Origin of the sequence: Streptomyces asoensis, assembly GCF_016860545.1 — a bacterium.
Lineage (GTDB): Bacteria > Actinomycetota > Actinomycetes > Streptomycetales > Streptomycetaceae > Streptomyces > Streptomyces asoensis.
Genome location: NZ_BNEB01000002.1, coordinates 911,494 through 930,540, shown reverse-complemented (window position 1 = coordinate 930,540; position 19,047 = coordinate 911,494). Strand labels below are relative to the sequence as shown.

At 71.7% G+C, this 19,047-nt stretch carries 9 protein-coding genes; 5 read left to right on the top strand and 4 right to left on the bottom strand.

Annotated features, from left to right (window positions below):
* Nucleotides 1-2 precede the first annotated feature (2 nt).
* Nucleotides 3-767 (bottom strand): LytR/AlgR family response regulator transcription factor, encoded by a 765-nt coding sequence (locus Saso_RS07300; protein ID WP_189927464.1) that lies wholly within the window; start codon nt 765-767, stop codon nt 3-5.
* A 78-nt stretch (nt 768-845) separates the two neighbouring features.
* Here Saso_RS07300 and Saso_RS07295 point away from each other — a divergent pair, with 78 nt between their 5' ends.
* The 5 genes from Saso_RS07295 to Saso_RS07275 all read left to right on the top strand — a co-directional run bounded on the left by Saso_RS07295 (nt 846) and on the right by Saso_RS07275 (nt 7,458).
* On the top strand, nt 846-1,331 hold the full coding sequence (locus Saso_RS07295) for an Lrp/AsnC family transcriptional regulator (RefSeq protein ID WP_189927463.1): 486 nt from the start codon (nt 846-848) through the stop codon (nt 1,329-1,331).
* Between the two features lie 162 nt (nt 1,332-1,493).
* A complete protein-coding gene (ddaH, locus tag Saso_RS07290) occupies nt 1,494-2,306 on the top strand; it encodes a dimethylargininase (RefSeq protein WP_189927462.1) in 813 nt (270 codons plus the stop codon).
* Nucleotides 2,303-3,532 carry an ornithine--oxo-acid transaminase gene (gene rocD / locus Saso_RS07285; RefSeq protein WP_189927461.1) on the top strand — a complete coding sequence of 410 codons (1,230 nt, stop codon included), beginning with the start codon at nt 2,303-2,305 and terminating at the stop codon, nt 3,530-3,532. The genes ddaH and rocD overlap by 4 nt, the downstream gene beginning before the upstream one ends.
* Nucleotides 3,533-3,665: 133 nt before the next feature.
* Complete coding sequence (locus Saso_RS07280; RefSeq protein ID WP_189927460.1) at nt 3,666-6,131, top strand: SpoIIE family protein phosphatase; 2,466 nt, start codon at nt 3,666-3,668, stop codon at nt 6,129-6,131.
* 76 nt (nt 6,132-6,207) lie between these two features.
* On the top strand, nt 6,208-7,458 hold the full coding sequence (locus Saso_RS07275) for a PP2C family protein-serine/threonine phosphatase (RefSeq protein WP_189927459.1): 1,251 nt from the start codon (nt 6,208-6,210) through the stop codon (nt 7,456-7,458).
* Nucleotides 7,459-7,505: 47 nt separating this feature from the next.
* On the opposite strand, the gene Saso_RS07270 is transcribed toward Saso_RS07275, so the two are convergent.
* The 3 genes from Saso_RS07270 to Saso_RS07260 form a co-directional block, all read right to left on the bottom strand.
* Nucleotides 7,506-7,931: a hypothetical protein gene (locus Saso_RS07270; RefSeq protein WP_189927458.1), complete on the bottom strand. Its 426-nt coding sequence runs from the start codon at nt 7,929-7,931 to the stop codon at nt 7,506-7,508.
* A gap of 110 nt (nt 7,932-8,041) precedes the next feature.
* Nucleotides 8,042-14,476, bottom strand: a complete 6,435-nt coding sequence (locus tag Saso_RS07265; protein ID WP_189927457.1) for an RHS repeat-associated core domain-containing protein — start codon at nt 14,474-14,476, stop codon at nt 8,042-8,044.
* Nucleotides 14,477-14,631: 155 nt separating this feature from the next.
* Complete coding sequence (locus tag Saso_RS07260) at nt 14,632-19,026, bottom strand: LamG-like jellyroll fold domain-containing protein (RefSeq protein ID WP_372442408.1); 4,395 nt, start codon at nt 19,024-19,026, stop codon at nt 14,632-14,634.
* Nucleotides 19,027-19,047 lie beyond the last annotated feature (21 nt).

The window sequence follows — 19,047 nt, the reverse complement described above, 5'->3', positions numbered from 1 at the left end:
GGTCAGGGCCTCCTCATCAGCAGGTCGCGCAGTTCGCGGGCGTGGCGGCGGCTGACCTGGAGTTCCTCGCCGCCGACCAGGACGCTCACGGTGCCCGCGTCCAGGCGCAGTTCTCCTATGTGCCGCAGGGCGACGAGGTGGCGGCGGTGGATGCGGACGAAGCCGCGGGCGCGCCAGCGCTCCTCCAGGGTGGACAGCGGGATGCGCACGAGGTGGCTGCCGCGCTCGGTGTGCAGCCGGGCGTAGTCGCCCTGGGCCTCGACGTGGGTGATGTCGTCGACGGTCACGAACCGGGTCACGCCGCCGAGTTCGACGGGTATGTGGTCCGGGTCGGGCTCGTGCACGGGGATGCGCGGGGCGGGACCCCGCCGTTCGGCCGCCCCGCGTTCGACGGCGCGGCGGACCGCCTCGGCGAGGCGTTCCTTGCGCACGGGTTTGAGGACGTAGTCGACGGCCTTGAGGTCGAAGGCCTGGACGGCGAAGTCCTCGTGGGCCGTGACGAAGACGACCAGCGGCGGACGGGCGAACCCGGTGAGCAGCCGGGCCAGGTCGAGACCGTCGAGCCCGGGCATCTGGATGTCCAGGAAGACCACGTCGATGGCTTCGGGCCCGTCGGGCCCGGACTCCAGGGCGCGGTTGATCCGGCGCAGCGCCTCGGTGGCGTCCCCGGCGCCCTCCACGGTGCCGATCCGCGGGTCGGCGGCCAGCAGGTACAGCAGCTCCTCCAGGGAGGGGCGTTCGTCGTCGACGGCGAGGGCGCGCAGCATGAGGGTGGAGTGTAGGGGTGATCCGCACGCCTGGACATGTACGGGGGTGTGGACGTATGTGCTGGATACAGTGCGCCCATGAACAGCGCGCCTGCCCCGTTCGACGAGCTCGACCGGAAGATCATCACCGCTCTGATGGCGAATGCCCGGACGAGCTTCGCCGAGATCGGCACAGCCGTCGGGCTCTCGTCGACGGCGGTCAAGCGGCGGGTGGACCGGTTGCGGGAGAGCGGGGTGATCACCGGGTTCACGGCCACCGTGCGGCCGTCGGCGCTGGGCTGGCGCACGGAGGCGTACGTGGAGGTGTACTGCGAGGGCGCGGCGCCCCCGAGGCGCCTGGCGGAGGTGGCGCGCAACCATCCGGAGATCACGGCCGCGATGACGGTGACGGGCGGGGCGGACGCGCTGCTGCACGTGCGGGCGCGGGACGTGGAGCACTTCGAGAACGTGCTGGAGCGCATCCGGGCCGAGCCGTTCATCCGCAAGACGATCAGCGTGATGGTGCTGTCGCACCTGCTGCCGGACAGCCCGGAGGCGGGTGCGAGCCAGCCGGCTCCCGAATAAACCCCGGTCGGCGCAGTGATCGTGCGTTCGCTACGCCGATTGCGCAGCATTACTGCGTCGACACGCAATGGTTGTTCCTTGTCGGGCGTCCCGGTCAGTTCCTACCGTGGTGTCAACCCCAGGTCGACACCGCAGGACAGGGAAAGGTGGAGGTACCTCTCTGTGACCGACAGCCGTATGCGGCGCCCCCGGCGCTTTCTCGTCTGTGAACCCAGACATTTCGCCGTGCAGTACGCGATCAACCCCTGGATGCGTCCCGACACCCCGGTCGACGTGGACCTCGCCCAGGAACAGTGGCAGTCACTGATCCGCGCCTACCGTGCCCACGGCCACACCGTGGACACCGTGGAGCCGGCCCCCGGTCTTCCGGACATGGTGTTCGCCGCGAACTCGGCGGTCGTGGTCGCCGGCCGTGTCTTCGGCTCGCTCTTCCACGCGCCCGAGCGGCGTCCCGAGTCCGTCCACTACGACACCTGGTTCAGGGCGGCGGGCTACGACGTCCACCGGCCGCAGTCCGTCTGCGAGGGCGAGGGCGACCTGGTCTGGACGGGCCGGTACGTGCTGGCCGGCACCGGCTTCCGCACGACCCGCGAGGCGCACCGGGAGGTGCAGGAGTTCTTCGGCCATCCGGTGATCAGCCTGACCCTGGTGGACCCGCACTTCTACCACCTGGACACGGCGCTCTTCGTCCTCGACGACGACAACATCTCGTACTACCCGGAGGCGTTCTCCTCCGGCAGCCGTGAGGTGCTGGCCAGGCTGTATCCGGACGCGGTGCTCGCCACCCGCGAGGACGCCATGGCCTTCGGCCTGAACTCCGTCTCCGACGGCCGCCACGTCTTCATCGCGCCCCGGGCCGAGGCCCTCGCCTCCCGTCTCACCGAGCGCGGATATGTCCCCGTCCCCGTCGACCTCTCCGAGTTCCAGAAGGCCGGCGGCGGCATCAAGTGCTGCACCCAGGAGATCCGTTCATGACCGCTCCCGCCGTCCGTACGCGTACCTCCGCCGACCTGATCCGCGCCGAGGAGCCGGTCCTCGCGCACAACTACCATCCGCTGCCCGTGGTCGTCGCGAGCGCCGAGGGCGCCTGGGTGCAGGACGTGGAGGGCCGCCGCTACCTCGACATGCTGGCCGGCTACTCGGCCCTGAACTTCGGTCACCGGCACCCCCTGCTGATCGAGGCGGCCCACCGTCAGCTGGACCTCCTCACCCTGACCTCCCGGGCCTTCCACAACGACCGCCTGGCCGGGTTCGCCGAGCGGCTCGCGGAGCTGACCGGCCTGGACATGGTCCTGCCGATGAACACGGGCGCCGAGGCCGTCGAGAGCGGCATCAAGGTGGCCCGCAAGTGGGCCTACGAGGTGAAGGGCGTGCCGGCCGACCGGGCCACGATCGTGGTCGCCGCCGACAACTTCCACGGCCGCACGACGACGATCGTGAGCTTCTCGACGGACGAGACGGCGCGGGCGGGCTTCGGGCCGTTCACGCCGGGCTTCCGGATCGTGCCGTACAACGACCTGGCCGCGCTGGAGGAGGCCGTGGACGAGACGACGGCGGCGGTGCTCATCGAACCGATCCAGGGCGAGGCGGGTGTCGTCATCCCCGACGACGGCTATCTGGCCGGGGTGCGGGAGCTGACCCGGCGCAGGAACTGCCTGTTCGTCGCGGACGAGATCCAGTCCGGGCTCGGTCGCACCGGACGGACGCTGGCCGTGGAGCACGAGGGGGTCGTGCCCGACGTCCTGCTGCTCGGCAAGGCGCTGGGCGGCGGCATCGTGCCGGTGTCGGCGGTGGTGGCCCGCCGGGAGGTGCTGTCGGTGCTGCGGCCGGGCGAGCACGGGTCGACCTTCGGCGGCAACCCGCTGGCGGCCGCGGTCGGCACCGCGGTGGTGGAACTGCTGGAGACCGGCGAGTTCCAGCAGCGGGCGAGCGAGCTGGGCGTCGTCCTGCGGGACGGGCTGACCGCGCTGGTCGGCAAGGGGGTCGTCGGTTTCCGGGCGCGCGGTCTGTGGGCGGGCGTCGACGTCGACCCGGCGCTGGGCACGGGCCGCGAGGTGAGCGAGCTCCTCATGCGCGAGGGCGTCCTGGTCAAGGACACCCACGGCTCGACCATCCGGCTGGCGCCGCCCCTGACGATCACCGGCGAGGAGCTGTCCTCGGCGCTGGCCACCCTGGAGCGGGTGCTGGCCGGGCGGGGCTGAGCACCCTCCGGGGGCCCGTACGGCCCGTCCGGCGCGGCGCCCGGCTCCCGGGTGGCCCGGCCGGCGCCGTGCGGGCAGGGTGATGATTGGGTCGGGAGGTGGTAGACCACTGTCAGCGACAGAGAGGTCGACCGTGGGCACACACGACGAGGACGACGTTGCCCGCCGGCGGTTCGACGTGGCGGACACCGCGCCCCTGCTGCTCGACGCACGGGGCGTGGTGACCAGCTGGACCCCGGACGCCCAGCGCCTGCTGGGATATCCGGCCGCCGAGGCCGTGGGCATGGATCTGGCCGGGCTGCTCGCCCACGGGGACGCCGTGCGGGTGCCGGACGTCCTCGAACGGTGCGGCAGGGCCGACGGCTGGGCGGGGCTGCTGTCGGCCCGCCGCAAGGACGGCCGGCCGGTGCCGGTGATGGCGCGGTTCACCTCGGCCCACGAGCCGGGCGGCCGGGCCCGCTGGCTGGTGCTGCTGAACGAGATGGCCGACGCCCGGGGCTGGAACATGAGCCGCTCGGTGCTGGAGAAGATGATCGGCGGCTCCCCGATCGGCATAGCGATGGTCGACACCGATCTGCGCTTCGTGTGGTCGAACGCGGCCCTGGCCCGGTTCGGCGGCGGGCCGCCCGAGCGCCGGCTGGGGCTGCGGCTGGCCGACGTCCAGCCGGGTCTGGACGCCGAGGCGATCGAGGCCCAGATGCGGCGGGTGCTGGCGACCGGCGAGCCCGTCACCGGCTATGAGCTCGTGGGCCGGTTCCGGACCGCTCCGCACCGCGAGACGGCCCACATGCTGTCGTTCACCCGGCTGGACGACGACCAGGGCGGCCCGATCGGCATCTATTACACGGTCGTGGACATGACCGAGCGGCACCGTGCGCGGCAGCGGCTCGCCCTGCTGGACCGGGCCGGCCGGCGGATCGGCCGCAGCCTGGACATCGCGCGGACCTGCCAGGAGCTGGCGGACGTGGCGGTGCCGGAGTTCGCCGACGTGGTCACCGTGGATCTGCCGGCGCCGGTGCTGCGCGGCGCCGAACCGGCGTCGGAGCAGACGACGCGGGGCCCGGACGACTCCGTGACCCTGCGCCGGGCGGGGCTGCGGTCGGCCGGCGGACCGGGGGACGTCTCCGACTGCCCCGCGGTCGTGTACCGGGCCGGCTCGCCCGCGCTGCGCGCCCTGCTCGACGGACGCCCGTGGAAGGTCGAGCGGCTGGACCCCCGCGACCCGCTGGACCCCTTCACCGAGGAGTGGGTCACCCGGCTGCCCGCAGGGGCCGAGCCGCCCAGCGCCCTGATCGTGCCGGTCCGGGCGCGGGGCGCCGTCCTGGGCGTCACCACGTTCCTGCGCCGCCGCACGCGCGAGCCCTTCGACGAGGACGACCTGGCGCTCGCCGAGGACCTCGTCTCCCGGGCGGCCGTCTGCGTGGACAACGCCCGCCGCTACACCCGCGAGCGGGACGCGGCCCTGGTGCTCCAGCGCAACCTTCTCCCGCGCCGGCTGCCCGAGCAGGACGCGGTGGAGGTCGCCGCCTGCTACCGGCCGGCCGACGAGCTGACCGGCCTCGGCGGCGACTGGTACGACCTGATCCCGCTGTCGGGGGCGCGGGTGGCCCTGGTCGTCGGCGAGGTCCCCGGACACGGCATCGACGCCGCCGCGGCCATGGGGCGGGTACGGACGGCCGTGCGCACCCTCGCCGCCCTCGACCTGCCGCCGGAGGAGATCCTGGCGCACCTCGACGACCTGGTCACCCGCATGGACGACGAGGAGGGCGGAGCCCGGGAGGAGGCGGCGGCGGGTCCCTCCCCGGACGGCACCCGGACGGTGGGCTCGGCGTGCGTGTACGCCGTCTACGACCCCGTCGACGGGCGGTGCGCGATCGCGGCGGCCGGGCATCCCGCGCCGGCCGTGGTGCTGCCGGACGGGACCGTGACGTTCGTCGAGCTGCCGCCGGGGGCGCCGCTCGGGGCGGGCGGTCCGCCGTTCGAGGCCGCCGAGGTGGTCCTGCCGGAGGGCAGCACGCTCGCGCTGCACACGGACGGCCTGCTGGCGCGGGGGGAACAGTGGGCGCTGGACACCGACCGGGACCGGCTGCGGCACGCGCTGGAGCAGCGGCCGCAGGCGCTCGACCTGCGCTGCCGGGCCGTGATCGACGCCCTCGTGCCCACCCGGCCGTACGACGACGTGGCCCTGCTGATGGCCCGTACCCGCCGGCTGGCCGCCGACCGGGTCGCCGACTGGGAGCTGCCGGCCGATCCGGCGGCGGTGGCCGAGGCCCGCAAGACCGCGGGCCGCCGGCTGGCCGAGTGGGGACTGGCCGACCTGTCGTTCACCACCGAGCTCATCGTGAGCGAACTGGTCACCAACGCCCTGCGCTATGCCACCGGGCCGATCCGGCTGCGGCTGATCCGTGAGCGCGCCCTCGTGTGCGAGGTCTTCGACGGCGGCACCACCGCACCGCATCTGCGCCATCCGCGCGCCACCGACGAGGGCGGCCGCGGGCTGCTGCTGGTCTCGCAGGTCTCCCAGCGCTGGGGCACCCGCTTCCTGCCCGAAGGGAAGATCATCTGGGCCGAGCAGCCGCTCACCGGCCCCGGTGCGTGAACGGTCCGCCCGCCAGGACGCCTCGTCGTCACATGACATGAGAAAATGACGCAAAACCGGCGGATGGGGCGCATCCATGAACGACACGGCGATCGACTACGCGGCGGTGTTCCAGGCCCTGCCGGGCATGGTGGCCCTGCTGACGCCCCAGCTGGTCTACGCGGACGTCAACATCGAGTACCTGCGGGTGGCGGGCCGCAGGCGTGAGCAGATGGTCGGCCGGCACCTCTTCGACGTCTTCCCCGACAATCCCAACGACGGGGCCGCGAGCGGCATGCGCAACCTGGAGGCCTCCCTGCGGCGGGTGCTCAGCACGGGCGAGCGGGACGCGATGGCGCTCCAGCGCTACGACGTCGAGTCCGCCGAGCAGCCCGGTGAATGGGACGAACGCTACTGGAGCCCGGTCAACGCGCCGGTGCACGGACCCGACGGCTCGGTGGTGCTGGTGGTGCACCGGGTGGAGGAGGTCACCGAACTGATCCGGGCCCGCGGGCGCCGCGGACCGGGCGGGGCCGCCGAGCGGGCGGGCAGCCGACGCATCCTGGAGGCCGAGCTGTACACCCGCGCCCGCGAACTCCAGGAACTCAACGAGCGGCTGCGGCTGGCCCACGCCCGCGAGCGCGAGGTGGCCATCGCCCTCCAGGAAGCGATGCTGCCCGCGGGCCGTCAGGTCGGCCACCACCGGGCCGCCGTGCGCTACCGGCCCGCGGTCGGCGCGCTCAACGTCTGCGGGGACTGGTACGACCTGGTGGACCTGGTCGGCGGCAACCGCGTCGGGGTGTCGGTCGGGGACGTGGTCGGGCACGGACTGGAGGCCGCCGGGGTGATGGGCCAGCTGCGCAGCGCGCTCAGCGCGACCTCCCGGGTCGCCGGGGGCCCCGCGGAGGCGCTCAACATCCTCGGCCGGTACGCGCACGTCGTGGACGGCGCCGAATCGGCCACGGTGGTCACCACGTTCATCGACTTCGACCACCGCACCATCACCTACAGCAGCGCCGGTCACCCGCCGCCCGTGCTGGTGCACGCCGACGGCCGGGTGGAGTTCCTCGACCGGGCCACGGACCCCCCGCTCGACGCCCGCCCCACGCCGGTGCGGCGGCCCGAGGCGTGCACCTCCTACGACAGCGGCGCCACCCTCGCCCTGTACACCGACGGGCTGGTGGAGCGGCGGCGCGAGGACATCGACACGGGGCTCGCCCGACTCGCCGACGCCCTGGTGCGGCACCGGAAAGCCGACCCCGAAACCCTCGCGGACGCCGTCCTGTTGGAGCTCCTGCCGCCGGGCGGCGCGACCGACGACACGGCCCTGGTCGTCGTACGGCTGTGAGGCGGCGGCGGCCGCCCGGCGCCACCGCCGGTCGCCGCCCCCGCCCACTACCGTCCGTCGATGCCGGGCAGCCGGACGCCGTAGAAGTCCAGCATCGTGAGGGTGCGGGCCCGCGTCCGCTCCCCCATGTACGGCCAGGCGGCCTCCACGAGGCCGTCGGCGTCCAGGAGCTGTTCGAGGACCTCGAAGTAGGCGGCGCCCCGGACACTCTCCAGGGAGTGCGCGGTGAGCCGTTCCACGAAGTCCCAGCAGCGCGCGAGCAGTTCCGTGTCCGGGGTGGCGCTCTTCAGCTGCGGCATCAGGACCGGTGCGGTGAGGCACTCGGCGAGGACCTCGTAGAGGTCCGCGGTCATCTCCTCGGTCAGCACGGCCGCTTCCGCGGACATCTCGTACTTCTGTGCGATGAAATCCGCGGTTTCGGGCAGGGTGCGCAGCAGGAGCGCCGGAATGTCGGAGAGGGGGATCTCGCTCATGTCTCTTCCAGGTCGGGGTCTCGTCGTCGTGCCGCTGTCGGGGGAAGGCCGGGGGAAGCGGAGGGGCCCGCCGCGCATGGTGCGCGGCAGGCCCCCGGGCTCGGCGAGTGTCAGGCGCAGTTGCCGCTCGACGGGTCGCAGATCGATGATCCCCCACCCTGGTCGACGAACGGGTCGACCGTGGAGTCACTCGCTCCGACCGGGTCGACCATGTCCTTGAACATCTCCCAGCCGCCCCTGCCCCAGCCGTACTCCCTGACGTACGAGGGAGCCTGGGCGACCTGGAGAAGGCCGCCGGCGACGCCCAGCGTGCGGGAGAAGCCACGCAGCCGGGTGGGCTGGCCGACGGGCGCCGGGCCCTTGAACTTCGTGGCCGGTGTGAAGTCCTGACCGGTCAGGTCCTTCACGGCGGGCGTCTTGATCACGGCGTCGAAGTTCTTCTTGACGGAGGACTTCATGCCGGCGTCGGCGTCCATCGTCTTCTTGACGTTGCCCGTGACGTCGCGCGAGTTCAGCGCGTCCCAGAGTTCCTTCGCCTCGGCCTTGGCGACGGCCAGGTCCTTGTCGGACAGCAGGTGCTTCTTGTCGCCCTTCTCCGTCTCCCTGGCCTTGCGGTCGAGGTCCAGGACCTCCGAGAGGGCCTTCATGGTCGACCATCCCTTCTGGACGTGGAGTTCGTCCTTGCCGGGGAGCCGCTCTCCGGTGTTGAACTCGTAGACGAGCGCCGTCGACATCTTCCCGTTGCCGAAGACCTGCTTCGCCCTGGCCTTGGGATAGATCTGCTGGAGCGCCCCGGACAGCTTCTTGTTGCTCACCGCCGGAGCCTGCGCCCGCCGCTGCATGAAGCCCGGGTTCGCGTTGGGAACCCTGTTGAAGAGCTTCGCTATCGCCTTCTTCACCGCCTTGAAGAGGGCGGCGAACCCGAAGAACTTGCCGTCCGGGTCGGCGTACACCAGCGGGTTGTTGTTGCCGTAGGTGTAGCCGTTCATCTGCTGCGGGTCGGACAGGTTCATCACCGGGTCGACGGAGAGGAACCGGCCGGTCTGCGGGTCGTACTCGCGGGCTCCCAGGTGGGTGAGACCCGTGTCCTTGGTGTCGTCGATACCGCCGACGAATCCCCGCGCGCTCGGCCAGGCGGCCGGGGCGGTGCCCCGGACGGTGCCGAACGGCAGGACCCTGCGCTGGGTGAGGGCCAGGTCCGTCGCGGCGACGGCCAGCAGGCCGGTGCCGTGGTGGTCGGCGAGGGTGAAGGAGAAGGTGCCGTCGTCTGCGCGGATCGCCTGGTGGCCGCTGCCGAGGTCCATGTAGCGGGTCGCCCTGGCCTTGGCCGCGCCCTTGTCGAGGGTGACGTCGGTGTGGCCGAGGTGCAGGGTGGTGCGGGCGCCGGTACGGGAGAGCAGCCGGTTGCCGTTGGCGTCGTACAGGTACTCGGTGACGTTGTCCGGCTTGCCGTCGACGGGCTCGGTCACCTTGGTGAGGAGCCCCTCGGCGTCCCAGTCCAGGTGCTGCCTGCCGCGGTCGGTGGTGTTGCCGATCGGGTCGTACTTGTAGTCGGTCCTGGTCGTCCCGGCCGGCCCCTGGCTGGTCACCGAGGTCAGCGTGTGGGCCTTGGGCGTCCCCGGAGCGGGGTACTCGTACGTGCGCTTGACGTCCTTGGTGGTGTCGCCCCCCGTGTGGTGCTGGGTGTCGGTCAGCCGGTTGCCGGCCTTGTCGTAGGTGTACGACTGCCAGTACGGGGCCGGGCCACCGACCTTGGCGGCGGACGGCGTCGCGGCACAGGTCTGGTCGCCCTGCGTCCACGCCTCGGTCATGCGGCGCAGGTGGTCGTAGCTGAAGCACTGGTTGTCGGTGCCGGTGCGGGAGACGTCGTTCAGGGAGAGGACGTTGCCGGCCTCGTCGTAGCGGAAGGTGACGTTCTGGTCGACGCCGGGCTGGCCCTCGCGGTCGACGCGGGTGGTCGCCAGACGCTGGGTGCCGTACTCGTAGGTGTTGGTGACCTGCGTCTTCTTGCCGCCGCTGGTCAGCCCGAAGCTGTACACCAGCGGTTTGCCGGTCTGGCTGTAGGTGGCCGTGGAGGTCATGCCCTGGCCGTACACGGAGACCGGCCGCAGGGTCCGGTCCTCGTAGGTGTAGTTGACCGAGCCGCCCGGCAGGGAGCCGGCCGCGGAGTAGCTGAGCGAGGCGACCAGGCCGGAGGGCTTGTAGGCGGTGCCGGACTGGTAGGTGCCGGCCAGGTCTCCCTCGGCGGCCGGGATCACGGTCGCCGTCCTGGTCGCGCGGTACAGCTTGTCGTAGGCGGTGACCGAGGTGGTGTACGCGGCGTCGCCGACGTAGCGGGTGGAGTCGGCAAGCTGGCCCTTGGCACCGGCCACCGTGTCGTAGGTCCACTTCACCCGCAGCCTGCCGGTGGCGGACCCCTCGCGCAGTTCGGTCTTGCGGCCCAGCCCGTCGTAGGCGTTGACCAGGGTGCCGTTCGCGTCGGTGCTGGAGATCACCTGGTTGCGGTCGTCGTACTTGGTGTCGGTGCGGCCCTTGTCGGGGTCGGTGAGGGAGAGCTGGTTGCCACGCTGGTCGTAGGTGTGGCTCCAGCTGTTGCCGGCCGGATCGGTGACCTTCAGCAGCTCGCCGGACGGGGTGTGCTCGTAGGTGGTCGTGTCGTACGCCGACTCGGGCGCCCGCGCCTGGTGCTCGCGCAGTTCGGTGACGTTGCCGCGGGCGTCGGTGAGGGTGGTGACGGTGGTGGCGCCGACCGGCGGGATCACCGTGGTGCGGTCGCCCGCGTAGATCGTCTTCGTGGTGCCGAGGACGGCACCGCCGTCACCGTTTCCGGCGAGCTGCTTCTCCTCGACCGCGCGGCCCAGACCGTCGAAGGCGGTGTGGGTCTGGGTCTCCACGGACAGCGCGTCGGCGGGCTTGAACAGCTCGGTGACGGGGCTTCCGGTGCTGTAGTACGGGGCGAACTTCTTCGCGGCCAGGCCGCGTTCGTCGTAGAAGACATCGGAGATGATCCGGCCGCCGTCCGGGCCCGGCGCCTGGGACTGCCGCTCCCGCAGGAAGCCGTCGTAGAGCTTGTACGACGTGATCTGGCCGCCCTCGTTGTTCAGCAGCTTGGTCGCGACGGCGACCGGCTTGCCCTCGGTGACCGTGTAGTCGTACTCGTACGTCGGCACGCCGCTCGTGGCGCGGTCGGCGAGCCAGACCTTGGTGGAGCGGCCGAGCGCGTCGTAGGCGTAGTTGGTGACGTTGTCGTTGGTGTCGGTCTGCTTGAGGAGCAGCCCGCGCAGCGGGTCCAGGTCCTTGACGGTGGTCTGGGCGGTGGCCGGGACCGCCGGGTCGGCGGGCGGGGTGGTGGTCCTGGTCCGGGTGGGCAGTCCGGTGGTCGGGACGAAGGCCGTCGTGGTGGTACGGCCGTCGGCGCGCACGGTACGGACGGGGGCGGCGTCACCGGTGACGGTGAGGTCGGCCGTCAGGTCGGTGACCGTCAGCTCGCGGCCGTAGTCGTCGTAGGTGGCGCCTGCCTCCAGGTAGGTCGCCTTGGTTCCGCTGTGGCTCTTCAGGGCCGCGGTGCCCGTGGGGTCGCCCTTGGCCGGCGCCGCGCCGTAGGCGCCTCCGTCGTAGGCGGTGCGGATGTCGTCGATGACGTCCTTGCTCCGGTCGACCGCGGCGTCACAGGCCTTGGCGACGGTCTCCACCCGGGAGGGCAGGAGCAGGATGTTCTTGTCGGCGTTGGTGGCGTACGTGGTGCGCACGCACTGGTTGTCGGCCGCCGTGCCGGTGTCGCCGCGGTCGTCGACCTGGGTGACCCGGCCGGCGACGGTGTCGTGCGTGGCGGAGCTGGAGGTGGTGCGCCACTTGACGCCCGCGCCGTCGTCCAGGGAGGTCCAGGCCTGGCTTTCGGAAACTCCGGTGAGGTCGGCGGTGACGGTGCCCCAGTCGCGGGTCTTGCTGGCCGTCTCGTGGTGCCAGGGCCGGTTGACGGTCTTGGCGATCACCTTGCCGCCGGGCCGGTCGAACGCGGCGGTCCGGTACTCCAGGCCCGCGGCCGACGCGTGGTCGGTGATCGGGTCGCCCTCACCCGATTCGAGGGCGACGGTCACGGACTTGGTGCCGCCCGCGGTGTCCTTGCGGTCGCCGTCCATGCCGCGCAGGAACCAGTGGTCCTCCTGCGACTTCATGGCGGCCGCGCCGCCCTGACCGCCGTTCTTCACCCGGACGTGGCCGTACCCGCGCCACTGCGACCAGGTCTTGTACTTCTCCTTGGTGAGGCCGTCGTCGTCGTCGAAGTGCCAGGCGGCGCCGTCGAGGTACTCGTAGGCGGTCACCTGGTCGGGGGCGCCCCCGGTGCGGTCGGTCGCGACGACGGAGGTGACGACGTACTTGTTGAACCACTCGCGGTCGGGGGCGTCGGTGCTGTCGCCGCCGATGAACTGCGGGAAGCAGCGCGTGGTGTTGGTCTGCGGGGTCGGCAGGGCGTCGGCGTCGCAGGCGGGCGCGGAGTAGGTGGTGTCGATCTGGCCGCCGGACTCGTCGGCCACGCTGGACAGGCGTGACTTGATGAAGGGGGCGTAGCCGTCGCCGGTCCGGTCGAGCCGGTTGGCGAGCTGGGTGTAGGCGAAGGTGGTCTTCGGCAGGGTGATCGGCGTCGTGCCGGTGTGGCCGGTGTGCTGCACGCTGTCGAGGAGCAGCTGGTAGTCGGTGTCGGCCATGCCCCAGCGCTGGCCGAGCTTCCAGGAGTCGACCTTGCCGTAGGTGCCGTCCGCCTTGAGCAGCTGGGTGGTGACTCCGGTCAGCCGCTTACGGGTCCAGAAGGAGGGTGAGAGGCGGCCGTCGTCGCACTTGGTGTCGGCCTTGCAGTTGAGGTCCCACGGTGTGTCGTACCAGTAGGCGGCCTTGGCGTCGATGGTGTCCACCGCGCAGGTGACGCCGTCCTGCGGCAGGCACCGCTCGGCGTTGTCGAAGACGACCTGGGCGGTGGGCTTGTCCGCGAACATCCGGGAGGAGCGCAGCCCGTAGTCGATGCGCTCCAGGTAGCCGCCGCGGGTGTACGGGGTGTCGTCGTCGGCCTTGAGGTTGCGGCCGTAGGAGTTGGACTCCTGGACGTAGTGGTAGCCCATCGCGTTGCCGTGGGTGTCCACGACGTAGTCGAGGTTCCACCGCCAGGCCTGCCGGCACCAGGATCCGGCGAAGTCGGAGGCGTGGCACGGCTCGCCCGTGTTGTTGCCGTAGACCGGCACGGTCCAGGTGGAGTCGGTGGTCTCCTTGCCGCTCGTCCAGCCGGGCAGCTTGTGGTAGCCGAAGAAGTAGGCGGTGCCGTCCGGGGTGGTGACCCGCCAGTACTCGCCGTCGTCGTCCCCGTTGCCCCGCGCGGTGTCGGTCAGCCGGGCGACGCGGGTGCCGTCGTCCTGCTTGAGCCGGAACTCGTCCTTGCCCGCCGGGACCAGCTCACCGCCCTTGCCGTTGAAGGAGATGAACGCGTTGTCGTAGGACCAGCACAGGTCGCCCGGCTTGCTGCCGTCGGCCTTCTTCTCGCCGTCCTCGGCGCAGGGCTTGTAGCGGCGCTCGATGAAGCCGGGCGACAGGTCGAAGCCGTCGCCCACCCAGGAGCCCTGGTTGTTGGTGCCGCCGGTGCGGCCGTCGATCGAGCCCGAGGAGTAGTCCAGGCTCACGTCCGGCGTGAGGTCGCCGGGCACGTCGGGCGTCGGCATGTCGTACGACCACGTGAAGTCACCGGTGTTGAGATTGGTGGTCCAGGTCGCCGACGGGGAGAGGGAGGTGGCCTTGAAGTCACCCTTCTCACCGCCGGTCTCGGCAGCCGCGGCCAGGACCGTCGTCCCGCCGGAGCGCAGGCTCACCGCGTTCGCGGTGAGGGTCTGCCGGTCGGTGTCGTTGCGGGCCGGGACCGGGGTGGCCGTGCGGCACGCCTGTTCGGCGGGCGTGGTGAGGGCGCAGGCCGGCAGCCGCACGAGGTGCAGCCGGGAGGCGTAACCGCCGCCGTAGGCCCGGGCGAAGTCCGCGTAGTCGACGGTGACCGCGACCATGCCGGCTTCGGTCGGTGCGAGGCCGGACCGGGTCACGCCCCGGGGGTGGTCCTTGGCCTCCAGGGTGAACAGCAGTCCGTCGACACCGGCGCGTCGGGCCTGTTCGCGGCCTCGTACCGCGGCCTCGACCGTCCCCTGTACCGCTTCCCGGGCCTTCTTCACCGGGGCGATCGTCAGCGGCAGTCCACCCGCCCGCTCGGCGGTGGCCGTCTTCTCCGTGGCGCCTCGGGGCAGCTCCACCGTGGCGGTGGCGGCCTCGGGCCAGGAGCTCTCGGGCTTCTTGCCCGGCGTCTTCGGGCCGGCGGTCAGAGTGCGGGGCCTGACCTTGATGCCGTCGGTGCCGGAGACCGCCTTGTCGGCCCTGGGCACGCCGGGCAGGGGGTGTCCGGCGGCCTGGGCGGGAGAGGCGGCGGCCTGGATCAGTCCACCGAGCATCAGGGCCGACACGACCAGGGACACCGGTCGGTTCAGGGCTGCGGGTGAGGAACGTGGGGGTTTGCGTCTCATGCGTATGCCGTCCGTCGCTGCGTGGCGCCGGTCCCGCCCGTGGCGGGGCGCAGGCGTCACTGTTGAAAGATGCGGAGTGCGCCAAAAGGCGTGGAGGACCAGGAGGTACGGGCGGTGCGCCGGGGCGTCGTCCCGGCGCACCGCCCGTGGCAGCCTCAGCTGCCGGCCGGGACCTGGGTGGGCACGTCGAACCAGGAGCCGGCGAGCTCGCCGACCTGGCTGTCGTCGAGTGCCCCCTGGAAGAACCAGACGTCGTCGATCACGCCGGGGAAGTACTCGGCGCCTGTCGCGCCGGTCTTCGTCCGTCCGACCTGGAGCGACTTGCCGGCCTTGGCGGTCAGCATGTTCTCGCCCCAGGCGATCATGTCCTGGCAGGAGGTGTCGTCAGCCGTGCCGTCGCCGTCGGCGTCCTCGCACGCGGCTTCCTGAAGCACGCCGTTGACGTACAGGCGGGCCTGCTTGGCGAAGCCGTCGTAGACCAGGGCCAGGTGGTTCCAGTCGGTCACGTCGTCGAACTCCGTGTTGGCCAGGCGGGCCGTGGTGGCGTCCGAGGCGTCCGCGTTCGGCAGTTCGATCTCCCAGCTGCCCAGCCCCGCGGGGTTGTTCGCATCCGGCACGAAGTGCACCGCGAACGGACTGCGGTCGGTCCCCTCCGCGCTGACCACCGCCGCGTTCTGCGTGGGGATCGACGCGGCACGGGCCCAGGCGGTGACGGTGAAGCTGGCACTCGTGTCGACGGGGACCGCCGGGGCACTCGCGTATCCGGCCTTGCCGTCCAGCTCCAGGCCGCCCTCCATGAACCCGGCGCCGATCTTCGCGCCGCCCGCGAGCGACAGGGCGGCCGTCCGGCCGGCGTCGTCCGGCGAGGCGGATCCGGTGACGGCGTCCAGCTTCCAGCGGGCGTTGAGCAACGCGCGCTGCTTGAACAGCTGCTGCACCTCGTCGGCGGACACCGGCCGGTCGAAGAGGCGTACGTCGTCGATCTGGCCGGGGAAGAACGAGGTGGCCTTGCCCTCGAAGGCACTGGCTCCGATCTGTACCGCTCCCCCGGCGTACCAGGTCGAGGGCAGGGCGGTCGTGCCGGCCAGGGTCCCGTTGACATACAGCGAGAGCTGGTCGGCCACGGTGTCCTGCACACCCACCAGATGCGTCCACTCACCGCCGTACGCGGTGGTGCCCTCCGGCTGCATGGCCCGCACCACCGTGGAGTCGGCGGTGTCGGCGCTGTGCTGGTTGAACACCCAGCGGTCGAAGGAGCTGGAGTAGTACAGCTCCGGCCCCGTCACCACGTCGCCGGTCTGCGAGGCGACGCTCGCCGCGTGCGAGGGTTTGGTCTTGGGCAGCCGCACCCAGGCCGAGACGGCGAAACTGTACGAGGTGTTGATGTGCGGACCGCTGGTGGCGGCGTAGTCGTCCGTCCCGTCCAGGGTCAGCGCCCTGCCGTCCACCCCGGGCGAGCCCGCGGTGGCGCCGCCCTTGAGGACCACGGGATTCACATCGGCGCGGCCCACCAGCGTGGTCGCGTCGGCCGCCTCGTCCAGGTGGAAGACGGCGCGGGCCGGGCGTCCGGCACCGATCGTGTTCGCGTCGTAGAGGCTCGACACCTCGCCCGCCGACAGCGGCTTCTCGAAGGTCTTCACCTCGTCGATGGCGCCGGGGAAGGGCGACGTCGGCGTGTCACCGAGGAAGCTGCCGCCGATCACCATGCCGCGCCGCGCGTTCCACGCGGTGGAGTAGGCGGTGGTCCCGGCCAGTTTGCCGTTGACGTACAGCTTCAGCAGCTTCTCCCCGGCGGCGTACTCACCGACCAGATGCGTCCACTCCCCGGCCGCGACCCCGCCCGCCGCGGCCTGCATGGCCCGTACGGGGGTGCCGGTGGTGCTGTCGGCGCTGTACTGGTTGAACACCCAGCGGTCGTAGCCCTTGGAGTAGTACAGCTCGAAGCCCGGCGCGTTGTTGCCCCGCTGGGAGGCCACGACCGCCGCACCGGACGGCACGGCGGACAGCTTCACCCAGGCCGACACCGAGAAGCTGACGTCGGTGTTGATCGTGGCGACGTCGGTGGCGGCGTAGTCGTCGACACCGTCGAACTGCACCGCCTTGCCGAACCTGCCCTCCACGCCCGGCGTCGCACCGCCGTACAGGGCAGCGGTCTGCTCGGGGGCGCTGCCGGCCGCCTCGGTGGCGCCGGTCGCCTCGTCCATCGCCCAGTCGGCGCGTTCGAGCTGCCCCGCCTTGACCCGGAACTGGTAGGTCCGGATCTCGGAACCGTTGCCGGCCGCGTCGAAGGCCCGAGCGGTGACGAAGTTCAGGCCGGACTTGGCCGGCAGCATCCTCGCGATCTTCGCCGCGCCCGCGGCCGTGGTGATCGTGTTCTTCGACGTGGGGTCACCGTTGATGCCGAACCAGTACTTGGTCACATCGGTGTCGGCGGCCTTGAGCTGGAACGAGCCGTACTGGCCGACCCCGTCGAACCACGGGTCCTGCGGATTCTCCGGGTCGGAGGCCGGGTACTCGGCGGACGTGACGGCCGGGGCCTTCGGGACCTTCGTGTCGTAGGTGAAGTAGCAGCCGGTCGGATCCCCCGCGCTGGACCACGGGGAGTACTGCGCTCCGTCGTAGCTGCGTGCGTACCAGCTGATCTGCTTGTTCTCGGGCAGGGAGGAGGGCAGGGTCAGCGAGAAGCTCGAGCCGGACTTCTTCAAGCCGGTCCGGGCGGGCTTCCAACGGGCGATCGTTCCCTTGCCGTCGCCGGCGTCCCAGGCCGCCTCGATCTGCACGCCGACGGTGTCGCCGTCCGGGTCCGTGACGCCATTGGCGTAGATCTTTCCGAGGGTGCGCACGCGCGGTGCGTCCGCCGGGCGCTTGCAGGTGCCGCCGTATTCCATGGTGAGCTGCGACATCTTGATCTGCGACGGCGGGCGGTTGTACTTCACCCGGAGGTAGGCCTTGTCCGAGAACCGCTTCCAGCCGTAGATGTCGCTCTCGCTCGCGGCCTGCATGCCGAACGTCATCGTCGACGACCTGGCGTTGGCCGCCGTCTGCACGGCCGACTTCACGTCGAACTCGGCGTCCTTGGCCGAGCAGCCCTCGAAGCCATGGGCGAAGGAGTCCGTCCTCAGCTTGTCGATCCAGAAGCCGGCCGCGTTCTGCGAGTTCCAGGTGGTCGACGAGGAGATGTCCTTCGTGCGCCACAGCTCCACGCTGCGCGCGCTGCACGACGCGGACCACACGTTCCGGACCACGAACTCGGCGGACAGGACGGTCTTCCCCGCGAACTTGGACACCGGGATGCGGTAGAAGAGCCGCTTGGTGTCGTTCGGCTGGCAGTAGGCCCAGCCGCAGTAGCCGAGGCCGGCGTTGTTCTCGCCGTTGAACTTCCACTGCGGTGAGGACGCCCAGTACTTGGACGCCATCGTCCACGCGCCGGCGCGCGGCGAGTACCACTGGGGGTCGATGAACACCGGGTAGGTGGTGTCCTCGCCCTTCAGCACCTCCGCGTCCGGGGTCAGGACCAGTTCCTTGCCGCCGGCCGGGATGTCCACCCCGACCGGGGCGAGTTTCGCCGACTCCCCGGCGGCGGGCTCGTCACCCGCGGCGCCGGTCTGTCCGCCCGCGCCGGGCCCCGCCGCCGCGGCGGCAGCGGTGGCCGTCTCCCCGCCACCGGAATCCGGGACGGAGGCAGCCCTGCCTCCCGAGGCGGCCTTCCCGGCCGGGGACGCCTTCCCCTCCGGGGTGGCGTTCCCCGCTGGGGCGCTCGCGGGGGGCGCCTCGTCCCGCTGCGCGGGTTCCCGGGTGCTGGAGTCCCACATCACGGGCTTGGGCGCCTCGAACACCGCGCTGCCGGCGCCCTCGTCCACGGCCTCCAAGCCACCCTCGGACGTCTCACGGACGTCGATCCCGTCGGCGGAGAGCTTCAGGCGCAGCCGGGTCAGCTCGGGGTCGGCCGCCGCATCGGCGGACTTGACGACGAGCAACTGGGTGAAGCCGTCCTCCTGGGCGCCCATCCGCAGGTCGACGTCCGGCAGGACGTCGCGGTAGGTCGCCGTGGCCCCGTCGAGGACGGGGGCGGGCAGCTCGCCCGGCCAGGACAGGGCGAGTTCGCGCCCAGCCTTCTCCATCCGCACCAAGGGCGCGTCGCCGCCCCCGGAGAACTCGAGACCCACGGTGGTCGCGCCCGGGGCGACCGTCCCTTCCGAGGTCTTCACCAGATCGGTGTCGACCGGCTTCCACTCGCCCCCGACGCGGGTCCGTACGGGACGCAGATACTCGCGCGCCTCCAGGTTTCCGTCCGGCGTGGCGTACACATCGCTGCTCTCCGACCGGAGAGATCCGACCTCGACGCTCCTGCCGGACCGTTTCGCCTCGGCCAGGGCGTCCTGCGTGGTCGCCGCCCCGTTCCCGGCCGTGGTCTTCGTCCGGGTCGGTGCGGTCGGGGCGGCGGCGACCGCCGCGGTCACCGGCGTCACCCCGATCCCCATGGCCGTCACCAGCGCCAGCGCCAAGGCCGACGTCCGGGCATGTCTTCGCGTCAACACGCGCCCCCGCATTCGCAGTTCACAACACGACTC